The following is a 23,245-nucleotide window of genomic DNA, read 5'->3' as shown; positions in this document are numbered from 1 at the left end:
TCACTTCTGCGGCGTGTAGCGCAATTCGTCGAGCTGGTAACCCTGCGCCGTCGCGGCGGCCAGGGCGCGGTCCAGGTCTTCCTTGGGCAGTTGCGGCGAGCGCGACAGGATCCACAGGTACTTGCGGTCGGGGGTGCCGACCACCGCCCAGCGGTAGTCCGGATCCAGCCCGATCACCCAGTAGTCGCCCTTGATGGGCTTGAAGAACGAGACCTCGAGCTTGGCGTTGTTGCTGCCCTCGACCACCGTGGCGGTGCCCGAGGCCGAGTCGATGTCGCCGTCCTTGGTGCGGCAGCGATTGTTCACGCCGACGGTGCCGTCGGGGTGCAGGGTGTACTCGGCGGTGGTGTCGCCAACGCAGTTGCGCTGGAAGAACATCGGGAAGTTGGCGATCTCGTACCACATGCCGGCATAGCGCTTCAGGTCGACCGACTCCACGGTTTGCATGGGCGGCGGCGCGGCGTGGGAGATCCCCGCCGCGCTGGCGGCCAGGGCCAGCAATAATGTTGCGATGCGGCGCATGGGGAAAGTCTCCTGATCCAAAACCCTAACGATACGCCTTATTTGCGCGGGGCCTTCAGCGCGGCGTGATAGCGGGCGACGTAGGTGTCGAAATCGACGTCGTCGGACTGCTCCAGGCGCAGCTGTTCGGCGCTGGAGTCGAGCGCGCCCTGGCGGTATTCGGCCGCCACGTCCGCCGGCAGCGGCTGGGCGCGCAGGGCCTGCGCATGCTCGCGGCTCTGGCGCAGCGAAAAGTCATGGAACGATTCGCCGCTGGCGGTCAGCGCGGCCAGCAGGCGCGCGGACGGCGTGGCATCGGGCTGGCCCAGCTTGGCGCGCTGCGCGGCCAGGCTGTCGGCATAGGCGCTGCCGCCCAGGGCCGAGTCGTACAAGGCCGCGTAGGGCGCGATCTGGTCCAGCAGTTCCTGGCCCCACTGCGCCAGGCCGATGGCCTTGCCGTCGCGGTCCAGTTGCAGGCCGGGCTTGCGGCCTTCCTTGACCACGGTGGAGAAGTTGTCGGCGCTGCGCTGACAGTAGCCGTTGGCGGGGAAGAAGGGGCTGTCGGAGGCGGCGCAGAACAGCAGGAAGGCGTCGACGAAACGGCTGGTGTCGGCGTCGATGCCCACCGGCGATTCGGGATTGATGTCCAGGCAGCGCACTTCCACGTACTGCACGCCGCGCTCGGCCAGCGCGGTGATCGGGCGTTCGCAACGGCCGGTGGCGCGCTTGGGGCGGATGCTCGAGTAATACTCGTTTTCGATCTGCAGCACGTTGGTGTTGAGCTGGATCCATTCGCCGTCGCGATGCGTGCCGAGCTTCTGGTAATCGGGCCACGGCTGCGTGACCGCGTCGTACAGGCGGCCGAGGAAGGTATCGAGATCGTTGTAGCAGAGCTTGAGCTGCGACTGGGCCTTGTTCTGGTAGCCCAGGTCGCTCATGCGCAGGCTGGTGGCGTAGGGCAGGTACAGGGTGTGCTGGCCCAGGTGCTGCAAGCCGTGCTCGCCATCGCGCAGGAAGTCGCGCGACAGCGCCGGCGCCGCGCCGAACAGGTACATCAGCAGCCAGGAATAGCGCGTGAAATTGCGGATCAGGCCGATGTAGCCGCGCGAGCGCCGATCCTGGTCGGTGCCGGGCTGGGTATCGAGCACCGACCACAGCGCCTCGGGCAGCGAGAAGTTGTAGTGGACGCCGGCGATGCACTGCATGGTCTTGCCGTAGCGCTCGGCCAGGCCGCGGCGATAGACGTGCTTGAGCATGCCGGTGTTGGAGGTGCCGTACCAGGCGATGGGAATGTCGGCCTCGCCCGGCAGGGTGGCCGGCATGGACTGGTTCCAGATCAGCTCGTGGTCCAGCACGCTGTAGACGTGGCGGTGGGTGGCGGTCAGCTCGGCCAGCAGGGCCTCGACGTTGTCGTGCGTGCCGGTGATCAGTTCGAGCAGCGATTCCGAATAGTCGGTGGTGACGTGTTCGTTGGTCAGCGCGGAGCCGAGCCCGGCCGGGTGCGGCGTGCGGGCCAGGATGCCTTGCTCGTCGACGCGCAGGCCTTCTTTCTCGATACCCCGCAGGGTCTGGGTCAGGAGCGAGCGGTTGGCCTCTAGGCGGGCGAGGCGTTGGGCGGCGGTATCAGTCACGGAATCTTCTCGATGGGGTCTGTCGCCGGATTTTACGGGGTGCTGGCCTCCTCTGCCGAGGGAGCCAGTACTGGGGACAGGGACAATTGCGCGGCGGTGCGCGCCAGCCACTCGTCCAGGTCGGCGTAGACCGGGTCGGCGATGGGGGCGGTTTCGTTGAAAATCTCGTGCCAGGCTGTGTCGTACCAGCGCAATGTCAGCAATTCGGCGGGCGCGCGCTGGGCGAACTGGCGGCTGCCCTCGGCCGCCACGATGGAGTCGTCGCCCGCCACCATCAGCAGGGTGCGACAGGCCAGCAGGTGGGCTTCCCGCAGGGAGTCGCGCCCGCCGTCGTCGACGAAACGGGCCAGCCGGCCGGTCATGCTGCGCCGCACCAGGGGGTCGGATCGATAGGCCTTGACCACCGCCCGGTCGTGCGAGATGCGGGCCGGCGCCAAGCCGTGGGGCACCCGCAAGTCGGGCGCGTGCAGGGACATCCAGGTCAGGGTGCGGCGCACCCATAGCGGCACGTTGACCACGAAGGGCGGCGAACTGAGCACCAGGGCGTCGATCGCGGCCAGCCGCCGCAAGGCGATCCGCACCGCCACCAGGGCGCCCAGGCTATGGCCCAGCAGGATCGGCGGGCGGCCATGGGCGGCGGTCCAGTCGGCCAGGCGGGCCACGGCGTCGGTCACCAGGTCTTCCTGGTGCGCCAGGGTGGCCGGCCGGCCGCCGGAGCGGCCGTGGCCGCGGTGGTCATGGGCGCCCACGGTCCAGCCGCGGGCGGTCAGCCAGCGCGCCAGCCGGTCATAGCGCCCGGCATGCTCGCTCAGGCCATGCAGCAGGTAGATGCCGGGCGTGCCGGGGCCGATGAGCGGCGGGGGCACATTCGGGGCGGCGGACCACACATAATTGGCCAGGGGCGTGCCGTCGGGCGCTGGGGTCATCGAAATCGGCGACAATTTGGGGCTGTCCTCGAAATGAAAAGACCGTGGAGTCTTTACGGTAATGACGATTTCATCGCTGTTTCGTTTCATGTTCAAGAAAGCCGGGCTGATTCTTGTGATGGCCCTGCTGGTCAGCGCCTGCTCGCCCCGTTACAACTGGCGCGAAGTGGACGTGGCGGACGGCCGGGTGCGGGCGGCGTTCCCGGACCGGGTGCAGACCGAGACCCGCGCGCTGCGGCTGGACACCCATACGCTGTCGTTCACCCTGGCCACGGCCACCGTGGGCGAAGCGGTGTTCGCGATCGGATCGGCGCCGCTGCCGCCGGAGATCGCGGCGGACCCCGTGGCCCGGCAGGCGCTGGGCATGGCGCTGATGCGCTCGCTGTACGTCAACATGCAGGCGCCGCCGCCCACCGAGTGGCCGCCCTATGGGCAGGACATCGACGTGCAGGGCAAGGCCATGGGCAAGCCCGGCTGGCTGCGGGCGCGGGTGTGGGTGACCGACACCATGCTGATCGAGGCGGTGGCGGCGGGCACCGAAGCCAGCCTGCCCGAGGAACGGGCCCGTGAATTCCTGAGGTCGGTCGTCGTCAAGCCGTGACCGAGTACAGCAGCCCCCGCCGGATCGCCACCGCCACCGCGGCGCGGCGGCCGCGCACCTGCAGCTTGCGGCAGGCGTTGCGCAGATGGAAATTGACGGTGCTTTCGCTGATGTCCAGAATGCGGGCGGTTTCCCAGCTGGTCTTGCCGGCGGCGCTCCAGTGCAGCGAAGCCGATTCGCGCGGCGACAGCCGGACGCTGAGCGGTGCAAGCGGGGCGACGAGAATGGGGTCGGCGGACATGGCGGCGGGGACGCGGGTTCCTGGCAAAAGACAACCCATGTTCCGGCCTGTGATCGGCCGTGGACAAGCGATGATGCCGTTGCGTATCACCCTTTGAATCTCTGACGGAATAAACGGATGCTGGCCATCGCGCAGTTCTATTTGTCGGCCATCGTGCTGATGTTGCCGCTGTTGTCGTGCGTCGGCATCGGCGTCTTCTGGGGCAAGCGCGACCTGCCGTTCGGCGGCGCCTTCATCACCACCCTGGTCACGTCCGTCACCACGCCGGCGCTGGTGTTCCACACCTTCGTCACCACCCACCTGGACGACCGCGCGCTGGCCGACGTGGCGGCCGCCACGCTGCTGGCGCTGTTGCTGTGCGCGCTGGTCTGCGCCCTGCTGCTCAAGCTGGGCCGCCTGCCGGTGCGCACGCTGCTGCCGACGGCGTTCCTGCCCAATGCCGGCAACCTGGGCCTGCCGATCTCGCAACTGGCGTTCGGCGATGCCGGCCTGTCGGTGGCGGTGGCGTTCTTCGCCGTCAACTCCTTCGTCATGCACACCATCGCGGTGCGGCTGCTGCCCGGCGTCAACACCAAGGGCAGCTGGAAAAGCCCGATCCTGCTGGCCTCGGTGGTGGCCGTCGCCATGCGCCTGCTGCACATCCCGGTGCCGGCCTGGCTGATCGAGACCGCCCGCATGCTCGGCGCGGTGACGGTGCCGCTGATGCTGCTGAGCCTGGGGCACGCGCTGGCGCTGATCCCGGCCAATGGCCTGCGCGACGGCGCCAAGGTGGCGGTGATGCGCCTGGTGACGGGGTTGGGCGCGGGCCTGGCGATCGTCTGGGTCCTAGACCTGGAGCCGGTGCTGGCCGGCGCGCTGACGCTGCAGATGGCCATGCCGTGCGCGGTGGTCAGCTACATGTACGCCAAGCGCTACACCGAAATGGGCGACACGGCCGCCGGCGCGGTGCTGGTGTCGACGGTGGTGTTCCTGCTGCTGGCGCCGCTGATGCTCTGGTTCAGCCACGCGGGGACGTAGTCCGCGCGCCAGCCGTCGTCCGATCCGCGGCGCATGCCGCGACTACAGCAGTCCGTCGCGGAGCTGTTCGAGGATGCGGCGCCACCAGCCACCGGGCCGCAGGGCGGCGGCATCGTGCCGTTGCCAGGCCTGCGTGAGCAGGCCAAGCGCGGCGGGACGATCGAACGCCAGGGAGGCGGACACCGCCGCGGGTTTGGTTCGCCGCGCGAATTCACCGCGTCGCAGGGCATCGAGCCGGGCCTGCATCTCGGACTGGGTGTAGACCCGCGGACTGGAATCCTGGCGGCTGGCCTCGGCCTGGAACCGTTGCAGGGCCGCGAGGAAATGCAGAAAGTGCTCGACCCGCGTATTGATGAGCATCGGCGCGCCTTCGCCGGCGGTCACGACACGGCCGTCGGGCGCGACCGCCAGCCATAGCGCGTCGGCCCACGGTTCGCGCGCGATCACCAGCGCCGTGCCATCCGCCGATGCGTGCACGAAGGGCGGCACGAATTCGACCAGGGCCAGGGCCGGGTCGGGCCGCACCGGAAGGCCGTGGGCGAGCAGCCAGGCGCAGGCCCGCGGATCCAGGCCCGCGCCCGCCAGGGTGTCGGCCGTCAGCCGGGTGGCGCCGCCGGCATAAAGGCCGGCCAGTGCGTCGTGGTCCATGGCAGGGGCGTCCGCTGTCATCGCGCGCGGTGCGCCGGGGGCGGGTTGGGAATCACGCCGCGCCCGACATGGCGCGCAACTGCGCCATCAGCGCCTCGGGAATCTCCACCCCGTGTTTGAGCGCCTCGTCGCGCAGCTTGCGGCGGCGGTCGCCGGGCAGGCGTACGCCGTCGTCTTCCAGCATGGCGTCCACCAGCGTTTCGACGCGTTCCAGGTAGGCCTCGTTGCCAGCCAGCGCACCCGGGTCGATGGCCATGAAGGCCTGGCCCAGGCGCGCCGGGCCGCCCTCGTCGACGAAGAACGATTCGGTCTCGAAGCCGAAGTGCGAGCCGGTCAGGGCGCAGGCCAGCAGTTCGATGATCAGCGCCAGCATCGCGCCCTTGACGCCGCCGGCCGGCAGCATGCTGCCCGCCAGGCCGGCCTTGGGGTCGGTGGTGGGCTGGCCGTCGGCATCCAGCGCCCAGCCCAGCGGGATCGGCTGGTTGTCGCGCGCGGCGATCATGAGCTTGCCGCGCGCCACCTGCGACAGCGACAGGTCGATGACGATGCGGCCGCCGCCGCGCCGCGGGAACACGGCGGCGATGGGATTGGTGCCAAATAGCGGACGCTTTCCGCCCCAGGCCGGCATGGCCGCGGGCGAGTTGCTCAGCGCCAGCGCCACCAGGCCGGCGTCGGCCAGGGCTTCCAGGTGGTAGCCGGCTTCGCCGAAATGGTGGCTGTTGGCCACGCCGATGAAGGCCACGCCGTGTTCGCGGGCGCGGCGGCCGGCTTCCGCCACCGCCAATGCGCAGGCCGGAAACGCCAGGCCCGAGCCGGCGTCGATCAGCGCGGCGCCGCCGCGTTCGTGCACGATGCGCGGCACGGCGCTGCCGAGGGCGCGGCCGGCGCGCAGGTGGCCGGCGTAGAACGGCACCCGCGACAGGCCGTGGGAGCTGAGCCCCTGGCTTTCGGCGAAGACCAGCGCGCGCGCGGTGCTGTCGGCCATGGCCGGGTTGGCGCCCGCGGCGGCCAGGCTGGCCGCGGCCAGGTGTTGAAGTTCGTCCAGATAGATGTGAGCCATATCCTTCCTGTCAGCGAGGCGCGCCGCGTTTCATTGGGCGCCGCCGGTAAGCGCTATTGTCACACCGGCGGCCACCATGTCGGAAACGCGGGTGTTGGCTTCCTGCGTCAGGCCGGCGATATGTGGGGTCAGGATCAGGTTGGGGGCGCCGGCCAGGGCGCCGCCGGCGGGCAGCGGCTCCTGTTCGAATACGTCCAGCGCGGCGCCGCGCAGGTGGCCCGCGCGCAGCGCCGCCGCCAGGGCGGCCTCATCGACGATGCCGCCGCGCGAGGTATTCACCAGCACCGCGCCCGCCCGCATGGCGCCGATGCGGGCGGCGTCCAGCAGGTGGCGGGTGCCGGCGGTCAGCGGCACGTGCAGGGTGACGGCGTCGGCCTGTGCCAGCAGGTCGTCCAGTTCCAGCCGCGTGGCGCCGCACTCGGCCCAGGCCGGATGCGCCGCCGGCAGGGCCGCGTCGCAGGCGACGATGCGCATGCCCAGGCCGGCCGCCAGCCGCGCGGTCAACTGGCCGATGCCGCCGAATCCCACCACGCCCAGCGTGCGGCCGTGCGCCTCCAGCCCCTGCGACAACGCGGCGCGGGGCCATTGGCCGTCGGCCACGGCGGCGCTGGCGGCATAGGCGCCGCGCAGCAGCACGAGCAGGGCGCCGATGACGTACTCGGCCACCGCGCGGGCATTGGCGCCGGTGGCTGGCACCACCTGGATGCCGCGCGCGGCGCAGCCGGGCAGGTCGATATTGTCCAGCCCGACGCCCAGCCGGCCGACCGCCCGCAGCCGCGGCGCAGCCGCCAGCAGGGCGGCGTCGACCTGGCTGCGGTTGCGCACGATGAGGGCGTCGGCCTGGCCGGCGGCGCGCAGCAGGTCGTCGCGCTGTTCGACCAGGTCGGGGGCGTAGCGCACGTCGAAACGTTGCCGCAGGGCGTCGACCGCGGGGGCGTCCATGAACTCCGAGATAAGCACGTGCATGGGGTCTCCGGTTTCAGGCGATCTGGATGTTGGCGTCGCGGATGATCTTGGCCCAGCGATCGACCTCGGACCGCAGGTAGCCGCCGAACTCGGCCGGCCCGCGCGGCTGCGGCACGAAGCCCAGCTGTAGCAGCGCCTGCTTCATGGCGGGTTGCGAGACCTGCTGGACGATCGCGGCGCCGATGCGCTGCACCAGTTCGGGCGGCGTGCTGGCGGGCGCCATCACGCCGGTGAAGTTCTCGACGATCAGGTCGGGCAGGCCGGCCTGCGCCACCGTGGGCACGTCGGGCAGGTCGGCGCTGCGCTCGCGGGTGGTGATGGCCAGCGCGCGCAGCGAGCCGTTCTTCACGTGCGACAGCGACTCGGGGTAATTCGAGAACACCACGTCCAGGTGGCCGCCGATGAGATCGGTCAGCGAGGGCGCGCCGCCCTTGTACGGCACGTGCATCAGCGGCGCGCCGGTCAGCTTCTGGTACAGCGCCAGCGTCAGGTGCGGCGGCGTGCCGTTGCCGCTGGAGCCCGCCGCCAGCGGCTTGGCGGCGGCCGCGCGGGCCAGGTCGTCCATGGTCTTGATGGGGCTCTTGGCGTTGACCACCACCATGATGGGCGAGGACGCCAGCCCCGCCACCGGCGTCAGGTCGCGGGTCAGGTCGTAGCCGGCCTTGCCGGCGAACAGCGTGGCGTTGGCCGCGTGCGACAGCGTGATGGCCAGCCAGGTGTAGCCGTCGGGCGCGGCATGCGACACGTGGGCCGCGCCGATGTTGGCGCTGCCGCCGGGGCGGTTCTCGACCACGATGTTCCAGCGCTCCGCGTCGCTCAGCGCCTTGCCGACCTGGCGCGCGGCCACGTCGGTCAGGCCGCCGGGCGGGAACGGCACGACGTAGTTGATCGGCCGTTCCGGCCAGGCGCGCTTTTGCGCCAGGGCCTGTTGCCAGGGTGCCAGCGCACAGAGGCCGGCGGCGCCCAGCGCGCCGAGCACGCGCCGGCGCTGCGCGTCGTCGAGTGGGGGGTGTTGCTCGCGATTCATATGTCTTCCTCCTTGGGGGTGGCGCCCGGGTAGGAATGCTTACGCCTGTGCTGCCGTGGCGGCTTGCGCCCGGGTCTGCATGCTTTTGTGCGTGTGTGCTGCGAGGAACTGCGCGGGAGGGCCGGCGCGCGCGGCGCGCCGGCCGGGCGCCGTCAGGCGCTTTCGAAGATGCGTGTCAGGACGAACTCGCGGTGGCCCAGGGCCTCGGCCGCGGTCCAGCGGCCGTTGGCGGTGGCGAGCATGCATTCGAGCAGCTTGTCGCCGGCCTGGTTCAGGTCGATCTCGCGTTGCAGCAGGGCGCTGGTGTCGACGTCGACGTGTTCCGACATGGTGCGCACGGTGCGCGGGTTGGCGCAGATCTTGATGACCGGCAGGATCGGGTTGCCGATGACGTTGCCCTGGCCGGTGGGGAAGAAGTGCACCGCGTAGCCGGAGGCCGCGCACAGCGTCACCATCTCGGCGGCGGCCGAGGACGAGTCCATGAACCACAGGCCCGGGCCGTCGGGGATCTCGGCTTTGTCGATGACGCCGTCGACGCGGCACTGCTTGCCGATCTTCTGGATGTTGCCCAGCGCCTTTTCCTCGATGGTGGTCAGGCCGCCGGCGATATTGCCCTTGGTCGGCTGCGATTCGGACAGGTCGCTGGTCTTCCAGCGATCGATCATGGCCTGGTAGCGGTCGAACATGAACATGAAGCGCTCGCGCACGGCGTCGTTGGCGCAGCGCTCGGCCACGATGTGTTCGCCGCCGGTCAGTTCCGAGGTCTCGCCGAACACCAGGGTCGAGCCCAGCGCGTAGAGCTTGTCGAAGGCGTTGCCCACGGTCGGGTTGGCGCCACAGCCCGAGGTGGTGTCGGACTCGCCGCACTTGGTCGAGACCCACAGGTCCGAGATCGGACACGTGCTGCGCGTGAGCGCGGTGGCGTAATGCACGAATTCCTTGGCGCAGCGCGAGGCGCGCATGATGGTGTCGTGGTCGCCGTGCAGTTCGATGCTGAAGCCCATGACCGGCTTGCCGGTGGCGGCGATGCCGTCGACCACGCGCTTGGTCCAGCCTTCCTCGATGCCGATCACCACTACCGCGGCGACGTTGGGGTTGCAGCCGGTGCCGATGAGGGTGCGGAAGTGCAGTTCCAGGTCTTCGCCGAATTGCAGGCGGCCGTAGGGGTGGGGCAGGGCCAGCGTGCCCTTGATGTTGTTGGCGACGGCCTCGGCCGCGGCGTTGGAGATGTCGTCCACGGGCAGCACGATGACGTGGTTGCGCACGCCGACCCGGCCGTTGTCGCGGCGGTAGCCCTGGAAGGTGGTCTGAGCATTGATGACGGACATGATGGTTTCCTGTGTGGGCGAGGGGAGGCGGCTTACCAGCGCTTGGTCTTGATGTTGTGCACGTGGGCGTGCTGGCCGGCCTGGATCGGCGCGACCACGCGGCCGATGTCCACGCCGTACTTGAAGACCGTGTCGCCCACGGCCATGTCCTTCATCGCGACCTTGTGGCCGATGGGGATGTCCTGCGAGGCCCGCACGTGGACGATCTTGTCCTCGTCCATGATCCAGGCATTGAGTTCCGTTCCGGCGGTCAGGCCCTCCACCACGGCGACCGCCACCGTGTCCTTGGCATCGTGCAATACGGCGTGAATCATCGTCTTTCTCTCCAGGGTGAGCGTGCGGCGGAGTGCCGCGGGCGCTTCGGATCAACAACGTCCGGCAAATCTTATGGCTCGTTTTTCGGCATGTCAACTAAATCATATATATGAATTGTATGACTTGAGCCGAAGCGCCCCGCGTCGCTACACTGGAGGCCCCTGAATATTGCGATGTACCCATGAACACCAGCCTGTCATCGACTGTGCCTTTGGGCAGTCCCTTGTACGAGCAGGTCAAGCAGGCCGTGCTTGCCGCGCTGGCGCAAGGCGAATGGAAGCAGGGCGAGGCGATTCCGCCGGAAAAGAACCTGGCCGAACGGTTCGGCGTGTCGATCGGCACGCTGCGCAAGGCCATCGACGAATTGGCCGCCGAGAACATCCTGGTGCGCCACCAGGGCCGCGGCACCTACGTCGCGGTGCACACGCGCAACCACCATTTCTTCAAGTTCTTCCGCATCCTGCGCCAGGACGGCCACAAGTCGTATCCTGCCACCGAGCTGCTGCGCTTTCGCCGCGTCAAGGCGTCGGCCGAGGCGCGCGACAAGCTCGGCCTGCCCGCCGGCGCCTACGTGTTCGAGTTCCTCAACATGCTGTCGCTGAACGGCGACGTGGTGATGGTCGACGACATCTGCCTGCCGGAGTCGCGCTTTCCGGGCATGACCGAGGCGCACCTGCGCGAACGCGCCAGCACGCTGTACGCGCTGTACCAGGACCTGTTCGGCGTCAACGTCATCGCCACCGACGAGCGCCTGCGCACCTGCCTGGCCGACCGGTCCCATGCGCGCTGGCTCGGCGTGGCCGAGGGCGGGCCGCTGCTGGAGATCCGCCGCCTGGCGTATTCCTACAACCGCCAGCCGGTCGAATGGCGCATCTCGCGCGTCAACACCGAACGCTACGAATACCTGGGCCACGAGCCCTGGGAGGCGGGCGCCTGAGGCCCGCCCGGACGCTTGCGCCGGACGACGGCCGCGCCGGGGGCGCTTGCCGTCCCGGCCGCAAGCAGTGCTAGAATTCCTGCCGCAGTACCCAATTTTCGGCGCCGATTTGCCTGATCCGCTTGCGGGCGCCTTCCAATAAATCCAGCTAAAGAGGTCCGTATGACCACTCCTGCCCAACATTTGGCCGGTGATTCGGCCAGCGCCGCGCTCGCGACCCTGCCCGCCGCCGCCATCACTCAGTCCGACGCCGCTGATCCCGGTTCCGTCGGGCTGGTCGCTCCCGTCTTCCTGCGTTTCGACGAGCCGCTGGCCTTGCTCAGCGGCCAGTCGCTGGCTTCGTACGAGCTGGCGGTCGAGACCTATGGCACGCTAAACGCCGCGCGCAGCAATGCCGTGCTCATCTGCCACGCCCTGAACGCCTCGCATCACGTGGCCGGCCAGGCGGCCGACAGCCCCAGCGATGTCGGCTGGTGGGACAACATGGTGGGCCCCGGCAAGCCGGTGGACACCAATGTGTTCTTCGTCATCGGCGTCAACAACCTGGGCTCGTGCTTCGGTTCGACCGGTCCGGCCAGCATCAACCCCGAGACCGGCAAGCCCTGGGGCGCCGCGTTCCCGGTGCTGACGGTGGAAGACTGGGTGCAGGCGCAAGCCCGGGTCGCGGACCACTTCGGCATCGAGCGCTTCGCCGCGGTGATGGGCGGCTCGCTGGGCGGCATGCAGGCCCTGAGCTGGGCCATTACGCTGCCCGAGCGCGTGGCCAATTGCGTGGTCATCGCCAGCACGCCGCGCCTGTCGGCGCAGAACATCGGCTTCAACGAGGTGGCGCGGCGCGCCATCATCACCGATCCGGATTTCCACGGCGGCGACTACTACGCGCAGGAAACCGTGCCGCGCCGCGGCCTGTCGGTGGCGCGCATGATCGGCCATATCACCTACCTGTCCGACGACGACATGGCCGAGAAATTCGGCCGCGCCCAGCGCGAGCCGGCGGCCGATGGCGCCTACCACTACGGCTACGACGTCGAGTTCGAGGTCGAGTCGTACCTGCGTTACCAGGGCGAGAAGTTCACCCGCTATTTCGACGCCAACACCTACCTGCTGATCACCCGCGCGCTGGATTATTTCGATCCGGCCCGCAAGACGGGCGGCGACCTGGCGCGCGCGCTGGCGCCGGCCAAGGCCGATTTCCTGCTGGTGTCGTTCACCACCGACTGGCGCTTCCCGCCGGAGCGCTCGCGCGAGATCGTGCGCGCCCTGCTCAAGAACGCCAGCCCGGTCACCTACGCCGAGATCGACGCGCCGCACGGGCACGACGCCTTCCTGCTGGAAGACGCGCGCTACCATGCCGTGGTGCGCGGCTATTACGAGCGCATCGCCCGCGAGCTGGCGTTGACCGGCGCCACCCAGACCGAAGGACGCTCCGCATGACTCCTGTGACTCCCCGTCCGGCCCTCGTTGCGCTGCGGCCCGACCTGGCGCGCATCGCCAGCTGGATCGAGCCCGGCAGCCGCGTGCTGGACCTGGGTTGCGGCGACGGCGCGCTGCTGGCGCACCTGCGCGACCACCGCCAGGTGCGCGGCGCGGGCGTCGAGCTGGACGACACCTGCGTCATCGCCTGCGTGCGGCGCGGCGTCGAGGTGATCCAGCAGAACCTGGAAGACGGCCTGGCGCTGTTCGACGACAAGCAGTTCGACACCGTGGTGCTGTCGCAGACGCTGCAATCCATGCACCGCACCGAGCACATCCTGCGCGAAATGGCGCGGGTGGCGCGCCACGGCGTGGTGTCGTTTCCCAACTTCGGCTACTGGCCGCACGGCTGGGCCATCCTGCGCGGCCGCATGCCGGTGACGGGGCAGATGCCCTACCAGTGGTACAACACGCCCAACATCCACCTGTGCACGCTGCGCGACTTCGAGCAGCTGGCCGGCGAGCTGGGCCTGCGCATCCTGGAGCGCGCCACCTTCAACGAAGGGCGCGAGATCAAGACCTTCCCGAGCTGGCGCAGCACCCTGGCGGTGTACCGCTTCGCCTCGCCCTGACATTCTGCAACGCGGGCTGACGGCCCGGGCGGCAGCGCCTAAAATGCCGCAAGCCCGCCGCGCATGACCATGCGCGGCGCCGGCTCGTTCCAGGAGACCGTCATTACCGCTGTATCCAACGTCTACACCAGTCCTCGCGTCGCGCCCCTGCTGGTCCTGGGGTTCGCCAGCGGATTGCCGCTGGCCCTGACCAGCGGCACCTTGCAGGCCTGGGCCACCGTGGCCGGCGTGCCGTTGCAGCAGATCGGTTTCCTGACCCTGGTGGGCACGGCCTACACGCTCAAGTTCCTGTGGGCGCCGCTGGTGGACCGCTATGCGCCGCCGCTGCTGGGCCGGCGCCGGGGCTGGATGCTGGTGACACAGGTGCTGCTGGGACTGGCGATCATGGTCATGGGCACGCTGTCGCCGTCCTCGGCGCTGCAGACGCTGGCCATGCTGGCGGTGCTGGTGGCCTTCCTGTCGGCCACCCAGGACATCGCTTTCGACGCCTATTGCACCGACGTGCTGCGCAAGGAAGAGCGCGGCGCGGGCGCGGCCATCAAGGTCATGGGCTACCGGGTGGCGATGATCGTGTCGGGCGGCCTGGCGCTGATTCTGGCCGACCAGTGGATCGGCTGGGGCAATACCTATGTGGTGATGGGCGGCCTGATGCTGCTGTGCGCGCTGGCGACGCTGTGGGCGCCCGAGCCGGAGCACGTGGCCAGGCCGCCGCGCAGCCTGGGCGAGGCCGTGTCGGCGCCCCTGCAGGAGTTCTTCACCCGGCGCGGCGCGGTGGCGGTGTTGCTGCTGATCGTGCTGTACAAGCTGGGCGACGCCTTTGCCGGCGCGCTCTCGACCACCTTCCTGATCCGCGGCGCGGGCTACACGCCCACCGAGGTCGGCGCGGTCAACAAGGTCATGGGCATGGCCGCGACCGTGGTCGGCGCGCTGGCCGGCGGACTCATCATGTCGCGCTGGACGCTGTACCGGTCGCTGATGGTGTTCGGCCTGCTGCAGGCGGTGTCCAACCTGGGCTACTGGCTGATCGCCGTCAGCCCCAAGAGCATCTGGCTGATGGGCGCGGCGGTGGGGCTGGAAAACCTGTGCGGCGGCCTGGGCACGGCGGCCTTCGTCGGGCTCTTGATGGCCCTGTGCCGCCAGCGCTTCTCGGCCACGCAGTTCGCGCTGTTGTCCGCCTTGTCGGCCGTGGGCCGGACCTATCTGGCCGGGCCATTGACGCCGCCATTGGTCGAACACCTGGGCTGGCCCGGGTTCTTCCTGGTGACGGTGGTCATTGCGCTGCCGGGCCTGTTGCTGCTGTATCTGCTGCGCGGCCGCATCGAGGCCATGATGCAGGACGGCGACGCCTGACGCCAGGCCCGCCAGGGCCCGGCGCCAGGGCGGCGCGTCACGCCTCGTCGGTCAGGCGCACGATCAGCACGTCGCTGGGCAGCGCTTCCAGCAGGCGCTCGGCGACGCTGCCGATGGCGGTGCGCAGCAGGCCGGTGCGGCCGTGGGTGCCGGTGACGACCAGATCCGAACGGTGGTTGAACGAGTATTCCGACAGCACCGTTTCCGGCTGGCCGCATTCCAGCACCACCTTGGGCGGCGTCACGTCGGCCAGTTCCGGCGTCTCGGCGATGAATTCGCGCGAACTCTGCTCGGCCGCATGATAGAAACTGCGGGTCACGGCGTCGTCCGGCACGTTCTTGCCCTGGAACGGCACGTCGTAGGCATGGAACAGCGTCAGGTCGGCGTTGGGCACCAGCTGCAGCGCGGCGCGCAGCGCCTGGCGCGAGCCGGCCGAGAAGTCGGTGGCCACCAGCACGTCGCGATACGGCTTGCGCGGCCGGTTCTTGACCACCAGCACCGGCTGGCGCGCCTGCCGCGCCAGCTTCTCGACCGTGGTGCCGAGCAGCAGCCGGCCCAGGGTCTCGTCGCGGGCGATGCCGGCGATGATCAGCGAGCAGCCGAAGCTGTCGGCGGTTTCCATGATGCGCACCAGCGGATCGCCCGTGACCACCACGACTTCGGTGGCGACGCCGGCGTTGGCCAGGTCTTCGGCCAGCTCGCGCTCGGCCACCGACTTGTGGTCCGCGGCCAGCCGGCGCCAGACCGGGGTGGTCAGGCGCGCCGACACGCCGTGGTTTTCCATGACGTGCAGCACGACCAGCTTGGTATCGAGTTCCTTGGCCAGTTGCAGCGCGCGATCCAGGGCGCGATCGCCCCGCGCGCTGAGGTCCGTGGCCAGAAGGATGGGGCCAGGTTGTTGCGACATACGTTTCTCCCGAGATGGGGCCGGGCCGGTGACTCCCGCTAGCCCGCCGTCCGGCCGATATCGCCCTTGCGGGCACACTCCCATTGTCCCGCCGGGGCGCGGACCGGGGCTTGACCGATGTCAACGCGCTTCCAGCGTAAGGGAGACGCGGCCGTCCGGCAATGCGCCCTCCGCCGCCCGCGTCAATACAATGGGGCCTGCCGCCGACCGTCCCCCGGACCGTTCCCCGATTTCCGGGCGACCTTCGCCCCTTTTTCCGCCCGCGCCATGTTTTACGATCTTTCGCCCGCCCTGCTGCACACGCTCTACCTGGTCGCCATCGTGGCCGAAGCCATGACCGCCGCGCTATCTGCCGGCCGGCGCGACATGGACTGGATGGGGGTGTGCATCATCGCCTGCGTCACCGCGCTGGGCGGCGGCTCGTTGCGCGACGTGCTGCTGGGACACTATCCGCTGACCTGGGTGGTGCACCCCGAGTACCTGTGGATGACGGCGGGCGCGGCCCTGCTGACCGCGCTGATCGCCCCGGTGATGCGGCGCCTGCGCAGCGTGTTCCTGCTGGCCGACGCCCTCGGCCTGGTGGCGTTCACGGTCATCGGCTGCCAGGTGGCGCAGCTGATGCAGCTGCCGATCACGGTGGTGCTGATCAGCGGCATGATCACCGGCTGCGCTGGCGGCGTGCTGCGCGACGTGCTCTGCAACGAGGTGCCGCTGCTGTTCCGCAAGGAGCTATACGCCAGCGTATCGGTGGTGACCGGGGCGCTCTACCTGGGCGTGCAGGCCCTGGGGCTGCCGGCCAACGCCGCCGTGCCGATCGCGCTGGCGGTCGGACTGGCGCTGCGCCTGCTGGCGCTGCGCTTCAACTGGCAGATGCCGAAGTTCGTATACCGCGACGATTGGCACTGAGGTCTCCCCCTGCTGACGTGTATCTCTGCAACAATTTTCCTATTTGTGTTTCAATAAATTTCTAGTATCTTGTCGCTGTCGCAATACTTGCATCACGCAGTACAAGGGGAGCCGATTGGACGTCAAAGCGCCCGCCACGATTCCGTATTTCCTTCAGGAACAGATTCGTGAATTGATAGTGGATGGCACTATCAGGCCCGGGCAGCCATTGCGGGAACAGGAACTGGAGCAGCGTTTCGGCACCAGCCGCAGTCCCATCCGGGAAGCGCTGCGTCTGCTGGAACTGAGCGGCCTGGTGACGCACGTCCAACGCAAAGGCTTCCGGGTCACCCTGTACACCGAGACCCAGATCCGCCACCTGTATCAGTTGCGCGCGGAACTGGAGGCCTATTGCATCCGCCAGGTCGCCGAGATCGAAGACATCTCGCCGCTGGTGGCCGAACTGCGCAGCTATGACGAGGCGATCGCCGCGGCCATCGCCAAGCGCGACGTGCGCGCCTATATCTCGGCGCTGCGCGAGTTCTACCTGGCCGGCGCCCGTTTCACCGGCAATTCGCCGCTGGCGGACGTGCTGACCAAGCTATACGAGCAGGTCGAGCCGCTGCGCTACCTGCTGGCCAGGCAGACCATGGCCTCGAACAACCTGCAGGCCTACACCCAGGGCATCACGCAGGCGCTGGACAAGCGCGATTTCGACCGCGCCGCCGAGCTGACGCGCAATTACGTGGTCGACGTGCTGCCGGGCATCCTGCGGGCGTACCACGAGGCGTCCTTGCAGGACGCCGAAGAGCCGGCGTCGCGCTTCGGCCGCGCCTGAGTTCGCGACCGCGTCCGGCATTCGAGATGCCGGCGCGGCCCTGACCCTTCACCTTCAAGCAAGATGGTCCGCCATCCGCGTCCGCGGAGGGTGGCGTCAGGCGTGCGCGGACGGCGTGCGCACGGCGATGCCGGCGCGTTCCAGCGCTTCGCGGATGGCGCGGGCGAACACCAGCGCATTGGGCTGGTCGCCGTGGATACAGAGCGTGTCGGCCTGCACCGCCACGTCCTTGCCGTCGACCGAGCGCACCTTGCCTTCCTGGACCATGCGCACGACCTGCGCCACCGCCTGGTCGACGTCCTCGATCATGGCGCCGGCGCGGGTGCGCGGCGTGAGCGAGCCGTCGTCCTGGTAGGAGCGGTCGGCGAAGACCTCGTTGGCCGCGACCAAGCCGATGGCGCGCGCGGCGTCGACCAGCTTGCTGCCCGCCAGCCCATACAGCACCAGCGAGGCGTCCACGTCCTTGACCGCCTGGCAGATGGCGCGCGCCAGGTTCTCGTCCTTGGCGGCCATGTTGTAGAGCGCGCCATGCGCCTTGACGTGATGCAGCCGCGCGCCTTGCGAGGCGGCCACGCCGGCCAGCGCGCCGATCTGGTAGACCGTGATGTCGTAGGCCTCGTCCGGCGTGATCGGAATCGCGCGGCGGCCGAAGCCCACCAGGTCCTGCAGGCTGGGATGCGCGCCCAGCGCCACGCCCTGCTTGAGGGCGGCGGCCACAGTCTTGCGCATGGTGGCGGGGTCGCCGCCGTGGAAGCCGCAGGCGATGTTGGCCGAGCTGACGAAGGCCAGCACGGCGGCGTCGTTGCCCATGCTCCAGGCGCCGTAGCTTTCGCCCATGTCGCAGTTCAGGTCGATGCTTGTGCTCATGATGGGGTTCCTGTCTGGGCCAGCAGCGCGCGCAGCGGCGCCAGCGCGTCCAGCAATTGGGTGAAGGCGCGTTCGCGCTCGCCGTCCAGGCGTTGCGCCTCGTCGAGTTCGATCAGGGAAAAACGCAGCGTGCGCCCCGGCGCGTATTGCGCCAGCAGGGGCAGGTCGACGGTGGCGATCTGCGCGATCTTGGGATAGCCGCCGGTGGTCTGCCGGTCGGCCATGAGAATGATGGCCTCGCCGCCCGACGGCACCTGCACGGTGCCGAAGCAGGCCGCCTCGGACAGCATCTGGCGCGGCTGGCTCATGGACAGCGCCGGGCCCTGCAGGCGGTAGCCCATGCGGTCGGACTGCGGGCTGATGCGGAATTCCGAGCCGCCGAAGGCATGGCGGGTGGCTTCGGAGAATTCCTGCCACTGCATGCCCGGCAGGAAGCGGATGGTGTCGCGTTGCTTGTTGCCGAGCGCGCCGGGCAGGTAGATGCGCAGGTCCCACAGGGCCTTTTGCAAGGCGTCGAGGTCGCGGCCGTCGAGCGCCTGGCGCAGGCCGACCTGGTCGCCCTTGGCCAGCGCGCGGCCCTCGAAGCCGCCGAAGCCGCTGCGCAGGTAAGTGGTTTCGCTGCCCATCACCGGCGTCAGCGCGAAGCCGCCGTGCACCGCCAGGTAGGCGCGCACGCCGTTGGCGGGCCGGGCACCGAACGCCAGCGTGTCGCCGGCGCGGGCGATCAGGGGGCGGTGCGGCGGGATCTCCTGGCCATTGAGCGTGGCGCCCAGGTCGGCGCCCGCCAGCGCGAAGCAGGCCGGCGCATCGAAGCGCAGCGTGGGGCCGGTCAGGGTCATCTCGAGCGTGGCGGGGTCGCCGCTGTTGCCGGCGAGCGCGTTGGCCAGGCGGTGGGCGCGTTCGTCCATGGCGCCGGCGGCCGGGATGCCCTGGTGCTGGTAGCCTTCGCGGCCGCGGTTCTGGAAGCTGGACAGCATGCCCGGCTTGATGACGGCAACGCTCACGGCCGGGCCTCCCGCAGGCGCTCGAATTCGTCGGGGGTGATCGGCACGAAGCGCACCGAGTCGCCCGGTTGCAGGTAAGCGGCGGGTTCGCGCGCGGGGTCGAACATGGTCAGCGGCGTGGCGCCGATGATGTGCCAGCCGCCGGGCAGGCGGTTGGGGTAGATCACGGTCTGGCGGTTGGCGATGGCCACCGCGCCGGGCGGCACGGCGGTGCGCGGCGAGGCACGCCGCGGCAGATTCAGTTTTTCGTCGTGCACGCCCAGGTAGGCGTGGCCGGGGGCGAAGCCCAGCATGAACACCATGCTGCGCGGGCCGCTGTGCAGCGCGATGACTTCGTCGGGCGTGAGGCCGGCGGCCTTGGCGACGTCCTGCAGGTCGGGGCCGTGTTCGCCGCCGTAGCAGACGGGCACGTCGACCTCGCGGCCGGCGGCGTTGTCGGCCGCGATGCCGTCGGCCAGCAACGCTTCGATGCGCTCGGCCAGGTCGGCATAGGTGGGGCCGTTGCCCAGGCCGTCGGGCCGGTAATGCACCGCCACCGCCACGAACGACGGCACCACGTCGGTCACGCCCGGCAGGCCGGCGTCGCGCAGCTTGCGCGCCGCCGCCAGACAGGTGCGGCCGATGGTGGCGTCGATCTGGTCGCCGAACGAGACGATGAGGCAGCGGTCACCCTGGGGCTGGATGCGCCAGGAGGTTTCGGCCGGAGAAGATATGTCTGATATAGCGTTCAACGGCACGAAACCTGTAGAGACGGATTACTTGGCGAACAACGAATCCATGTTCTTGAACGCCTTGAATTCCAGCGCGTTGCCCGACGGATCCAGGAAGAACATGGTGGCCTGTTCGCCGACTTCGCCCTTGAAGCGGATGTAGGGCTCGATGACGAACTCGGTGCCGGCATCGGTCAGGCGCTTGGCCATGGCTTCCCATTGTTCCATGGAAAGCACCGCGCCGAAATGGCGCACGGGCACATTATGCGAATCGACCGCGCTGGTGGCCTTGTGGCCGCACTCGCTGGGGGCCAGGTGGGCGACGATCTGGTGGCCGTAGAAGTTGAAGTCGATCCAGTCGGGCGAGCTGCGGCCCTCCGGACAGCCCAGCTTTTCGCCGTAGAAGGCGCGGGCTTCGGCCAGGTCGCGGACCGGGAAGGCCAGGTGGAACGGCGGCAGGTTGGTTTGAGCGGTCATGAAAAGCTCCGGATAAGGCGGAAAAGGTAATTCAGAATGCGGACCGTCACCATCGGGTCGTGTCCTGAGTTGCTAGTTTATGAATTGTTTTTTTGATTGAAAAACGATATTTTTTGTGTCTTAGCATCGAAAATATTGATCGTGATCAAAGAATTCAAGACCTTCATCGCCGTGGCGCGCGACGGCACCTTCACCGGGGCGGGGGCCCAGCTGGGCCTGACCCAGTCGGCCGTCAGCGCCCAGATCAAGCGCCTGGAGGACTACCTGGGCGTGGCGCTGTTCGACCGCAGCGCGCGCGCGGCGGTGCTGAACGACCATGGCCGCGAGATGCTGCCGCAGGCCGAGGAACTGGTGGCCATGGCCGAGCGCATGGCCTCTTCGGCGGGGGCGGGCCACATCAGCGGGTCGCTGCGCATCGGCGCCATCGCCTCGGTGCAGCAGGATCTGCTGGTGCGCGCATTGGGCGAGTTCCGCGCCGGCTATCCCGATGTGCGGGTGCGGATCGTGCCGGGGGTGTCGCTGTCGCTGCTGGGACAGGTCGACGCGGGCGAGGTCGACATGGCGCTGCTGATCCGGCCGCCGTTCACGCTGCCGCCCGAACTGGGCTGGCAGCCGCTGCTGCGCGAGGAAGTGGTGCTGGCGATGCCAGCGGCGATGGCGCCGGCGCCGTGGCGCGAGGTGCTGGCCGCGCAGCCTTTCATCCGCTACGACCGCGCGTCCTTCGGCGGACGCGTGGTGGACCTGTTCCTGAAGAAGCAGCGCATCACGGTGCACGAGGCGGTGGAACTCGACGAGATCGAGGCCATCGCCAACATGGTGCGCCACGGGCTGGGCGTGGCGCTGCTGCCGCGCTTGCGCGGGCTCGACCTGGACGGGCTGCGGCTGGTGTCGCTGGGCGAGGCGGCGTTCCATCGCGAGATCGGCATCATCGGCCGCCTGCCGTTCGACGCCGGCAGCGTCGGCGGCAAGATGGCCGAGTGCCTGGCGCGGGCGGCGGGCACCACGCTGACGCCCTGAGCCTGGCTGGATGCGGCTTTCTGTCGGAAAATCCCGGGAATGCCGGCCCGCCGGCCTGACACCGACTCCCAACGCAGGACGCCCACGCATGACCCCTTTGGAAAAACAGCTGGAATTCCTCCGCGAAATCGACCGGCTCAAGACCGTGGTGCGGCAATCGCCGCTGCTGGACCGCAGCCGCAAGGAGAATTCCGCCGAGCATTCCTGGCACCTGGCGCTGTACGCGCTGGTGCTGAGCGAATACGCCAGCGGCGCGGTCGATACCCAGCGGGTCATGCGCATGCTGCTGCTGCACGACGTGGTCGAGATCGACGTCGGCGACTTCCCGATCCATGGCGGCTCGTCGGCCGCCTGGCAGGCCGAGCAGGAGGACAGGGCGGCCGAACGGCTGTTCGGCTTGCTGCCGGGGTCGCAGGGCGATGAGTTCCTGGCGCTGTGGCGCGAATTCGAGCAGGCCGAGAGCGACGATGCGCGCTTCGCCAAGGCGCTCGATCGCTTCCAGCCGCTGCTGATCAACGTGTTCACGGGCGGTGGCACCTGGACCGAGAACGGCGTGTCGCGCGAGCAGGTGCTGGCCCGCTACGGCCCGGTCATCCAGCGCGGCGCGCCGCGCTTGTGGGAGGTCTGTGAACGATGGGTGGCGGCGCATTTCGCGGTGTAGGCGTCGGCGAAGGGGCGGCACGATGGATAGGCACCGTGGGACGGTTGCCTTCAACAACACCTCCTCCATTAATTTCGGGAATCAAGGAGCGGTGCGCCGCCGCCGATGAGACTGTCCGGAAATGCTGTTCGACTGTTGACGATGGCGCATCGGAAATGGCGGCTGGCGTTGATCGGCATATAAAGTTCCTGACGAATGAGGCCGTATAGGGAATAACAACGTCGCACTGACGTTACGACCTTTGTAAGTGTGAACATCGGTTCATAGAGAACCGGGGCCACGACAGCGGTAAACCGACTTTCCGAGGAGATATCAGCGCAGTGGATACGGCAAGGGACAAATACACACTTGATCTGGTTGAGGCCGAAGAGTTGTGGGCCTTGCTAAAGGTCGATCAGGACCGCTATATCTGCCGGGGGTGTGGAGTGGGCGTATTTCCCGCGTCCTATGTCAAAGGGATAAATAGGAAACGCCCTTATTTCACCTTGGGACCAGTCAATAAGCATGCGCCGGAATGCAATGTGGATGGTGAAGAGAAGATCATCAATCGTGCAAAGACAGGTCGCATCGGGCAATCAGAGGGCTTTCCCGTGCCCTTCCCGAGCAAGTTGCTCCTGAGCGATGAACGTCCAGTTGTATCGGGTGGTGGTGCGAAATCCGGAAATCCACTCGTTGGCAGTAAAAGTCGATCGATGGGAGGATGCGCCCCTAGCCGACATCACGGGCACACAGTAAAGACCATCAGGCCCGCATGTCGGACATACATCAATTTCCCATATGATCGGGCGAGTTTGCCTCTTTCCGTCCCTGATGTTCCTGGAAAAACCTACGCCGAAATATTTTGGTATCTGGCCAGTCGGCGACCTTCTCATTTCAAGAACCCGAAACATTTGTACTTCGCTGCAATTCGCTGGAGGGTGGAGCCCGTCCTCACCGATGCATGCTGTGTGCTGACGCTGAACGTGGGGGATTGGATTGAGGAAAAAAAGGAACACGCGAGCTTGTCACGCGTCCACGTCGACTGGTCGGGATGGAGTCAGTCTCGTCGGGATGTGCTGATCAGGGAATTCGAGACGACTCGCGAGGAGGCTGCCGAGCGAGCCAAGAAAAATAGCCGGGAGAAAGGGTGGCTTTTTTTCGTAGGCAGGCAGGACTCAACAAATCCCGAAATTTTTCACGTGGACGATCATCGTCTTATCTGTTGTCTGGCAGCAGAACTGGTTTGGCCGCGTGTTTGAGGCGGGTCTGAGACTCAATGAGCTTCAGGCGATCAAGCGACTGCGTCA

26 protein-coding genes and 1 riboswitch are annotated in these 23,245 nt (G+C 68.4%); of the genes, 11 read left to right on the top strand and 15 right to left on the bottom strand.

What is annotated here, in order from left to right; translation table 11 throughout:
• Genes AC1HFW_RS18480 through AC1HFW_RS18470 form a run of 3 tightly spaced genes read right to left on the bottom strand, consistent with a single transcriptional unit; the run spans position 1 to position 3,058 of the window.
• Positions 1-522, bottom strand: coding sequence for a lipocalin family protein (locus AC1HFW_RS18480; RefSeq protein WP_006392592.1), 522 nt, complete (start codon positions 520-522; stop codon positions 1-3).
• Positions 523-560: 38 nt separating this feature from the next.
• The gene (gshA, locus tag AC1HFW_RS18475) at positions 561-2,132 is read right to left on the bottom strand and encodes a glutamate--cysteine ligase (RefSeq protein ID WP_006392593.1); all 1,572 of its coding nucleotides are present in this window, start codon (positions 2,130-2,132) and stop codon (positions 561-563) included.
• Between the two features lie 32 nt (positions 2,133-2,164).
• The gene (locus AC1HFW_RS18470) at positions 2,165-3,058 is read right to left on the bottom strand and encodes a lysophospholipase (protein WP_479284764.1); all 894 of its coding nucleotides are present in this window, start codon (positions 3,056-3,058) and stop codon (positions 2,165-2,167) included.
• 61 nt (positions 3,059-3,119) lie between these two features.
• On the opposite strand from AC1HFW_RS18470, the gene AC1HFW_RS18465 reads away from it, so the two are divergent.
• Positions 3,120-3,659: a hypothetical protein gene (locus tag AC1HFW_RS18465; protein WP_006392595.1), complete on the top strand. Its 540-nt coding sequence runs from the start codon at positions 3,120-3,122 to the stop codon at positions 3,657-3,659.
• Here the strand turns inward: AC1HFW_RS18465 and AC1HFW_RS18460 are convergent.
• The gene (locus tag AC1HFW_RS18460; RefSeq protein WP_006392596.1) at positions 3,649-3,900 is read right to left on the bottom strand and encodes a helix-turn-helix domain-containing protein; all 252 of its coding nucleotides are present in this window, start codon (positions 3,898-3,900) and stop codon (positions 3,649-3,651) included. The genes AC1HFW_RS18465 and AC1HFW_RS18460 overlap by 11 nt on opposite strands.
• Before the next feature lie 117 nt (positions 3,901-4,017).
• On the opposite strand from AC1HFW_RS18460, the gene AC1HFW_RS18455 reads away from it, so the two are divergent.
• Positions 4,018-4,917: an AEC family transporter gene (locus tag AC1HFW_RS18455; RefSeq protein ID WP_479284761.1), complete on the top strand. Its 900-nt coding sequence runs from the start codon at positions 4,018-4,020 to the stop codon at positions 4,915-4,917.
• A gap of 42 nt (positions 4,918-4,959) precedes the next feature.
• On the opposite strand, the gene AC1HFW_RS18450 is transcribed toward AC1HFW_RS18455, so the two are convergent.
• The 6 genes from AC1HFW_RS18450 to AC1HFW_RS18425 all read right to left on the bottom strand — a co-directional run bounded on the left by AC1HFW_RS18450 (position 4,960) and on the right by AC1HFW_RS18425 (position 10,260).
• Complete coding sequence (locus tag AC1HFW_RS18450; RefSeq protein ID WP_479284759.1) at positions 4,960-5,565, bottom strand: SUKH-4 family immunity protein; 606 nt, start codon at positions 5,563-5,565, stop codon at positions 4,960-4,962.
• Positions 5,566-5,617: 52 nt separating this feature from the next.
• Positions 5,618-6,625: an Ldh family oxidoreductase gene (locus AC1HFW_RS18445; RefSeq protein WP_241069937.1), complete on the bottom strand. Its 1,008-nt coding sequence runs from the start codon at positions 6,623-6,625 to the stop codon at positions 5,618-5,620.
• Positions 6,626-6,655: 30 nt separating this feature from the next.
• Entirely contained in the window at positions 6,656-7,591 is a 936-nt protein-coding gene (locus tag AC1HFW_RS18440) for a hydroxyacid dehydrogenase (RefSeq protein WP_061072592.1), read from the bottom strand.
• 13 nt (positions 7,592-7,604) lie between these two features.
• A complete protein-coding gene (locus AC1HFW_RS18435) occupies positions 7,605-8,618 on the bottom strand; it encodes a Bug family tripartite tricarboxylate transporter substrate binding protein (protein ID WP_116520095.1) in 1,014 nt (337 codons plus the stop codon).
• 152 nt (positions 8,619-8,770) lie between these two features.
• The gene (locus tag AC1HFW_RS18430; RefSeq protein WP_006392602.1) at positions 8,771-9,946 is read right to left on the bottom strand and encodes a UxaA family hydrolase; all 1,176 of its coding nucleotides are present in this window, start codon (positions 9,944-9,946) and stop codon (positions 8,771-8,773) included.
• Positions 9,947-9,978: 32 nt separating this feature from the next.
• The gene (locus tag AC1HFW_RS18425) at positions 9,979-10,260 is read right to left on the bottom strand and encodes a UxaA family hydrolase (protein WP_006392603.1); all 282 of its coding nucleotides are present in this window, start codon (positions 10,258-10,260) and stop codon (positions 9,979-9,981) included.
• Between the two features lie 182 nt (positions 10,261-10,442).
• On the opposite strand from AC1HFW_RS18425, the gene AC1HFW_RS18420 reads away from it, so the two are divergent.
• The 4 genes from AC1HFW_RS18420 (at position 10,443) to AC1HFW_RS18405 (ending at position 14,593) form a co-directional block, all read left to right on the top strand.
• Complete coding sequence (locus tag AC1HFW_RS18420; protein WP_479284756.1) at positions 10,443-11,198, top strand: GntR family transcriptional regulator; 756 nt, start codon at positions 10,443-10,445, stop codon at positions 11,196-11,198.
• A 91-nt stretch (positions 11,199-11,289) separates the two neighbouring features.
• Positions 11,290-11,371: riboswitch (SAM riboswitch) on the top strand.
• Positions 11,361-12,632: a homoserine O-succinyltransferase MetX gene (gene metX, locus AC1HFW_RS18415; protein ID WP_035359932.1), complete on the top strand. Its 1,272-nt coding sequence runs from the start codon at positions 11,361-11,363 to the stop codon at positions 12,630-12,632. It overlaps the preceding riboswitch by 11 nt.
• Positions 12,629-13,243, top strand: coding sequence for a methionine biosynthesis protein MetW (gene metW / locus AC1HFW_RS18410; RefSeq protein ID WP_006392606.1), 615 nt, complete (start codon positions 12,629-12,631; stop codon positions 13,241-13,243). Before metX ends, metW begins: the two co-directional genes overlap by 4 nt.
• Before the next feature lie 69 nt (positions 13,244-13,312).
• On the top strand, positions 13,313-14,593 hold the full coding sequence (locus tag AC1HFW_RS18405; RefSeq protein ID WP_061074424.1) for a muropeptide transporter: 1,281 nt from the start codon (positions 13,313-13,315) through the stop codon (positions 14,591-14,593).
• 37 nt (positions 14,594-14,630) lie between these two features.
• On the opposite strand, the gene AC1HFW_RS18400 is transcribed toward AC1HFW_RS18405, so the two are convergent.
• Positions 14,631-15,500: a universal stress protein gene (locus tag AC1HFW_RS18400; RefSeq protein ID WP_006392608.1), complete on the bottom strand. Its 870-nt coding sequence runs from the start codon at positions 15,498-15,500 to the stop codon at positions 14,631-14,633.
• A gap of 267 nt (positions 15,501-15,767) precedes the next feature.
• Here AC1HFW_RS18400 and AC1HFW_RS18395 point away from each other — a divergent pair, with 267 nt between their 5' ends.
• Positions 15,768-16,406: a trimeric intracellular cation channel family protein gene (locus tag AC1HFW_RS18395; RefSeq protein WP_054433137.1), complete on the top strand. Its 639-nt coding sequence runs from the start codon at positions 15,768-15,770 to the stop codon at positions 16,404-16,406.
• A gap of 91 nt (positions 16,407-16,497) precedes the next feature.
• The gene (locus AC1HFW_RS18390; protein WP_050813210.1) at positions 16,498-17,223 is read left to right on the top strand and encodes a GntR family transcriptional regulator; all 726 of its coding nucleotides are present in this window, start codon (positions 16,498-16,500) and stop codon (positions 17,221-17,223) included.
• A gap of 96 nt (positions 17,224-17,319) precedes the next feature.
• Here the strand turns inward: AC1HFW_RS18390 and AC1HFW_RS18385 are convergent, their stop codons facing one another.
• Genes AC1HFW_RS18385 through AC1HFW_RS18370 form a run of 4 tightly spaced genes read right to left on the bottom strand, consistent with a single transcriptional unit; the run spans position 17,320 to position 20,281 of the window.
• Positions 17,320-18,090 carry a LamB/YcsF family protein gene (locus tag AC1HFW_RS18385; protein ID WP_479284752.1) on the bottom strand — a complete coding sequence of 257 codons (771 nt, stop codon included), beginning with the start codon at positions 18,088-18,090 and terminating at the stop codon, positions 17,320-17,322.
• Positions 18,087-19,094 carry a 5-oxoprolinase subunit C family protein gene (locus tag AC1HFW_RS18380; protein ID WP_116520091.1) on the bottom strand — a complete coding sequence of 336 codons (1,008 nt, stop codon included), beginning with the start codon at positions 19,092-19,094 and terminating at the stop codon, positions 18,087-18,089. The genes AC1HFW_RS18385 and AC1HFW_RS18380 overlap by 4 nt, the downstream gene beginning before the upstream one ends.
• Complete coding sequence (pxpB, locus tag AC1HFW_RS18375; RefSeq protein WP_006392613.1) at positions 19,091-19,825, bottom strand: 5-oxoprolinase subunit PxpB; 735 nt, start codon at positions 19,823-19,825, stop codon at positions 19,091-19,093. Before pxpB ends, AC1HFW_RS18380 begins: the two co-directional genes overlap by 4 nt.
• A gap of 24 nt (positions 19,826-19,849) precedes the next feature.
• On the bottom strand, positions 19,850-20,281 hold the full coding sequence (locus AC1HFW_RS18370; protein WP_006392614.1) for a VOC family protein: 432 nt from the start codon (positions 20,279-20,281) through the stop codon (positions 19,850-19,852).
• Positions 20,282-20,422: 141 nt separating this feature from the next.
• On the opposite strand from AC1HFW_RS18370, the gene AC1HFW_RS18365 reads away from it, so the two are divergent.
• The 3 genes from AC1HFW_RS18365 to AC1HFW_RS18355 all read left to right on the top strand — a co-directional run bounded on the left by AC1HFW_RS18365 (position 20,423) and on the right by AC1HFW_RS18355 (position 23,197).
• Entirely contained in the window at positions 20,423-21,298 is an 876-nt protein-coding gene (locus tag AC1HFW_RS18365; protein ID WP_479284748.1) for a LysR family transcriptional regulator, read from the top strand.
• An 88-nt stretch (positions 21,299-21,386) separates the two neighbouring features.
• Positions 21,387-21,959: an HD domain-containing protein gene (locus tag AC1HFW_RS18360; protein WP_479284747.1), complete on the top strand. Its 573-nt coding sequence runs from the start codon at positions 21,387-21,389 to the stop codon at positions 21,957-21,959.
• Positions 21,960-22,279: 320 nt separating this feature from the next.
• Positions 22,280-23,197 (top strand): hypothetical protein, encoded by a 918-nt coding sequence (locus tag AC1HFW_RS18355; RefSeq protein ID WP_241075655.1) that lies wholly within the window; start codon positions 22,280-22,282, stop codon positions 23,195-23,197.
• Positions 23,198-23,245: the final 48 nt, after the last annotated feature.

This window comes from Achromobacter sp. ISS7 (assembly GCF_056523125.1).
This window is presented reverse-complemented; position numbering and strand designations above follow the sequence as displayed.

Excerpts from the sequence above, each read along its gene's own strand:
- AC1HFW_RS18480 (WP_006392592.1), bottom strand. The coding sequence starts at position 522 with ATGCGCCGCATCGCAACATTATTGCTGGCCCTGGCCGCCAGCGCGGCG.
- AC1HFW_RS18470 (WP_479284764.1), bottom strand. The coding sequence starts at position 3,058 with ATGACCCCAGCGCCCGACGGCACGCCCCTGGCCAATTATGTGTGGTCC.
- AC1HFW_RS18465 (WP_006392595.1), top strand. The coding sequence starts at position 3,120 with ATGACGATTTCATCGCTGTTTCGTTTCATGTTCAAGAAAGCCGGGCTG.
- AC1HFW_RS18460 (WP_006392596.1), bottom strand. The coding sequence starts at position 3,900 with ATGTCCGCCGACCCCATTCTCGTCGCCCCGCTTGCACCGCTCAGCGTC.
- AC1HFW_RS18455 (WP_479284761.1), top strand. The coding sequence starts at position 4,018 with ATGCTGGCCATCGCGCAGTTCTATTTGTCGGCCATCGTGCTGATGTTG.
- AC1HFW_RS18450 (WP_479284759.1), bottom strand. The coding sequence starts at position 5,565 with ATGGACCACGACGCACTGGCCGGCCTTTATGCCGGCGGCGCCACCCGG.
- AC1HFW_RS18445 (WP_241069937.1), bottom strand. The coding sequence starts at position 6,625 with ATGGCTCACATCTATCTGGACGAACTTCAACACCTGGCCGCGGCCAGC.
- AC1HFW_RS18440 (WP_061072592.1), bottom strand. The coding sequence starts at position 7,591 with ATGCACGTGCTTATCTCGGAGTTCATGGACGCCCCCGCGGTCGACGCC.
- AC1HFW_RS18435 (WP_116520095.1), bottom strand. The coding sequence starts at position 8,618 with ATGAATCGCGAGCAACACCCCCCACTCGACGACGCGCAGCGCCGGCGC.
- AC1HFW_RS18430 (WP_006392602.1), bottom strand. The coding sequence starts at position 9,946 with ATGTCCGTCATCAATGCTCAGACCACCTTCCAGGGCTACCGCCGCGAC.
- AC1HFW_RS18425 (WP_006392603.1), bottom strand. The coding sequence starts at position 10,260 with ATGATTCACGCCGTATTGCACGATGCCAAGGACACGGTGGCGGTCGCC.
- AC1HFW_RS18420 (WP_479284756.1), top strand. The coding sequence starts at position 10,443 with ATGAACACCAGCCTGTCATCGACTGTGCCTTTGGGCAGTCCCTTGTAC.
- metX (WP_035359932.1), top strand. The coding sequence starts at position 11,361 with ATGACCACTCCTGCCCAACATTTGGCCGGTGATTCGGCCAGCGCCGCG.
- metW (WP_006392606.1), top strand. The coding sequence starts at position 12,629 with ATGACTCCTGTGACTCCCCGTCCGGCCCTCGTTGCGCTGCGGCCCGAC.
- AC1HFW_RS18405 (WP_061074424.1), top strand. The coding sequence starts at position 13,313 with ATGCGCGGCGCCGGCTCGTTCCAGGAGACCGTCATTACCGCTGTATCC.
- AC1HFW_RS18400 (WP_006392608.1), bottom strand. The coding sequence starts at position 15,500 with ATGTCGCAACAACCTGGCCCCATCCTTCTGGCCACGGACCTCAGCGCG.
- AC1HFW_RS18395 (WP_054433137.1), top strand. The coding sequence starts at position 15,768 with ATGTTTTACGATCTTTCGCCCGCCCTGCTGCACACGCTCTACCTGGTC.
- AC1HFW_RS18385 (WP_479284752.1), bottom strand. The coding sequence starts at position 18,090 with ATGAGCACAAGCATCGACCTGAACTGCGACATGGGCGAAAGCTACGGC.
- AC1HFW_RS18370 (WP_006392614.1), bottom strand. The coding sequence starts at position 20,281 with ATGACCGCTCAAACCAACCTGCCGCCGTTCCACCTGGCCTTCCCGGTC.
- AC1HFW_RS18360 (WP_479284747.1), top strand. The coding sequence starts at position 21,387 with ATGACCCCTTTGGAAAAACAGCTGGAATTCCTCCGCGAAATCGACCGG.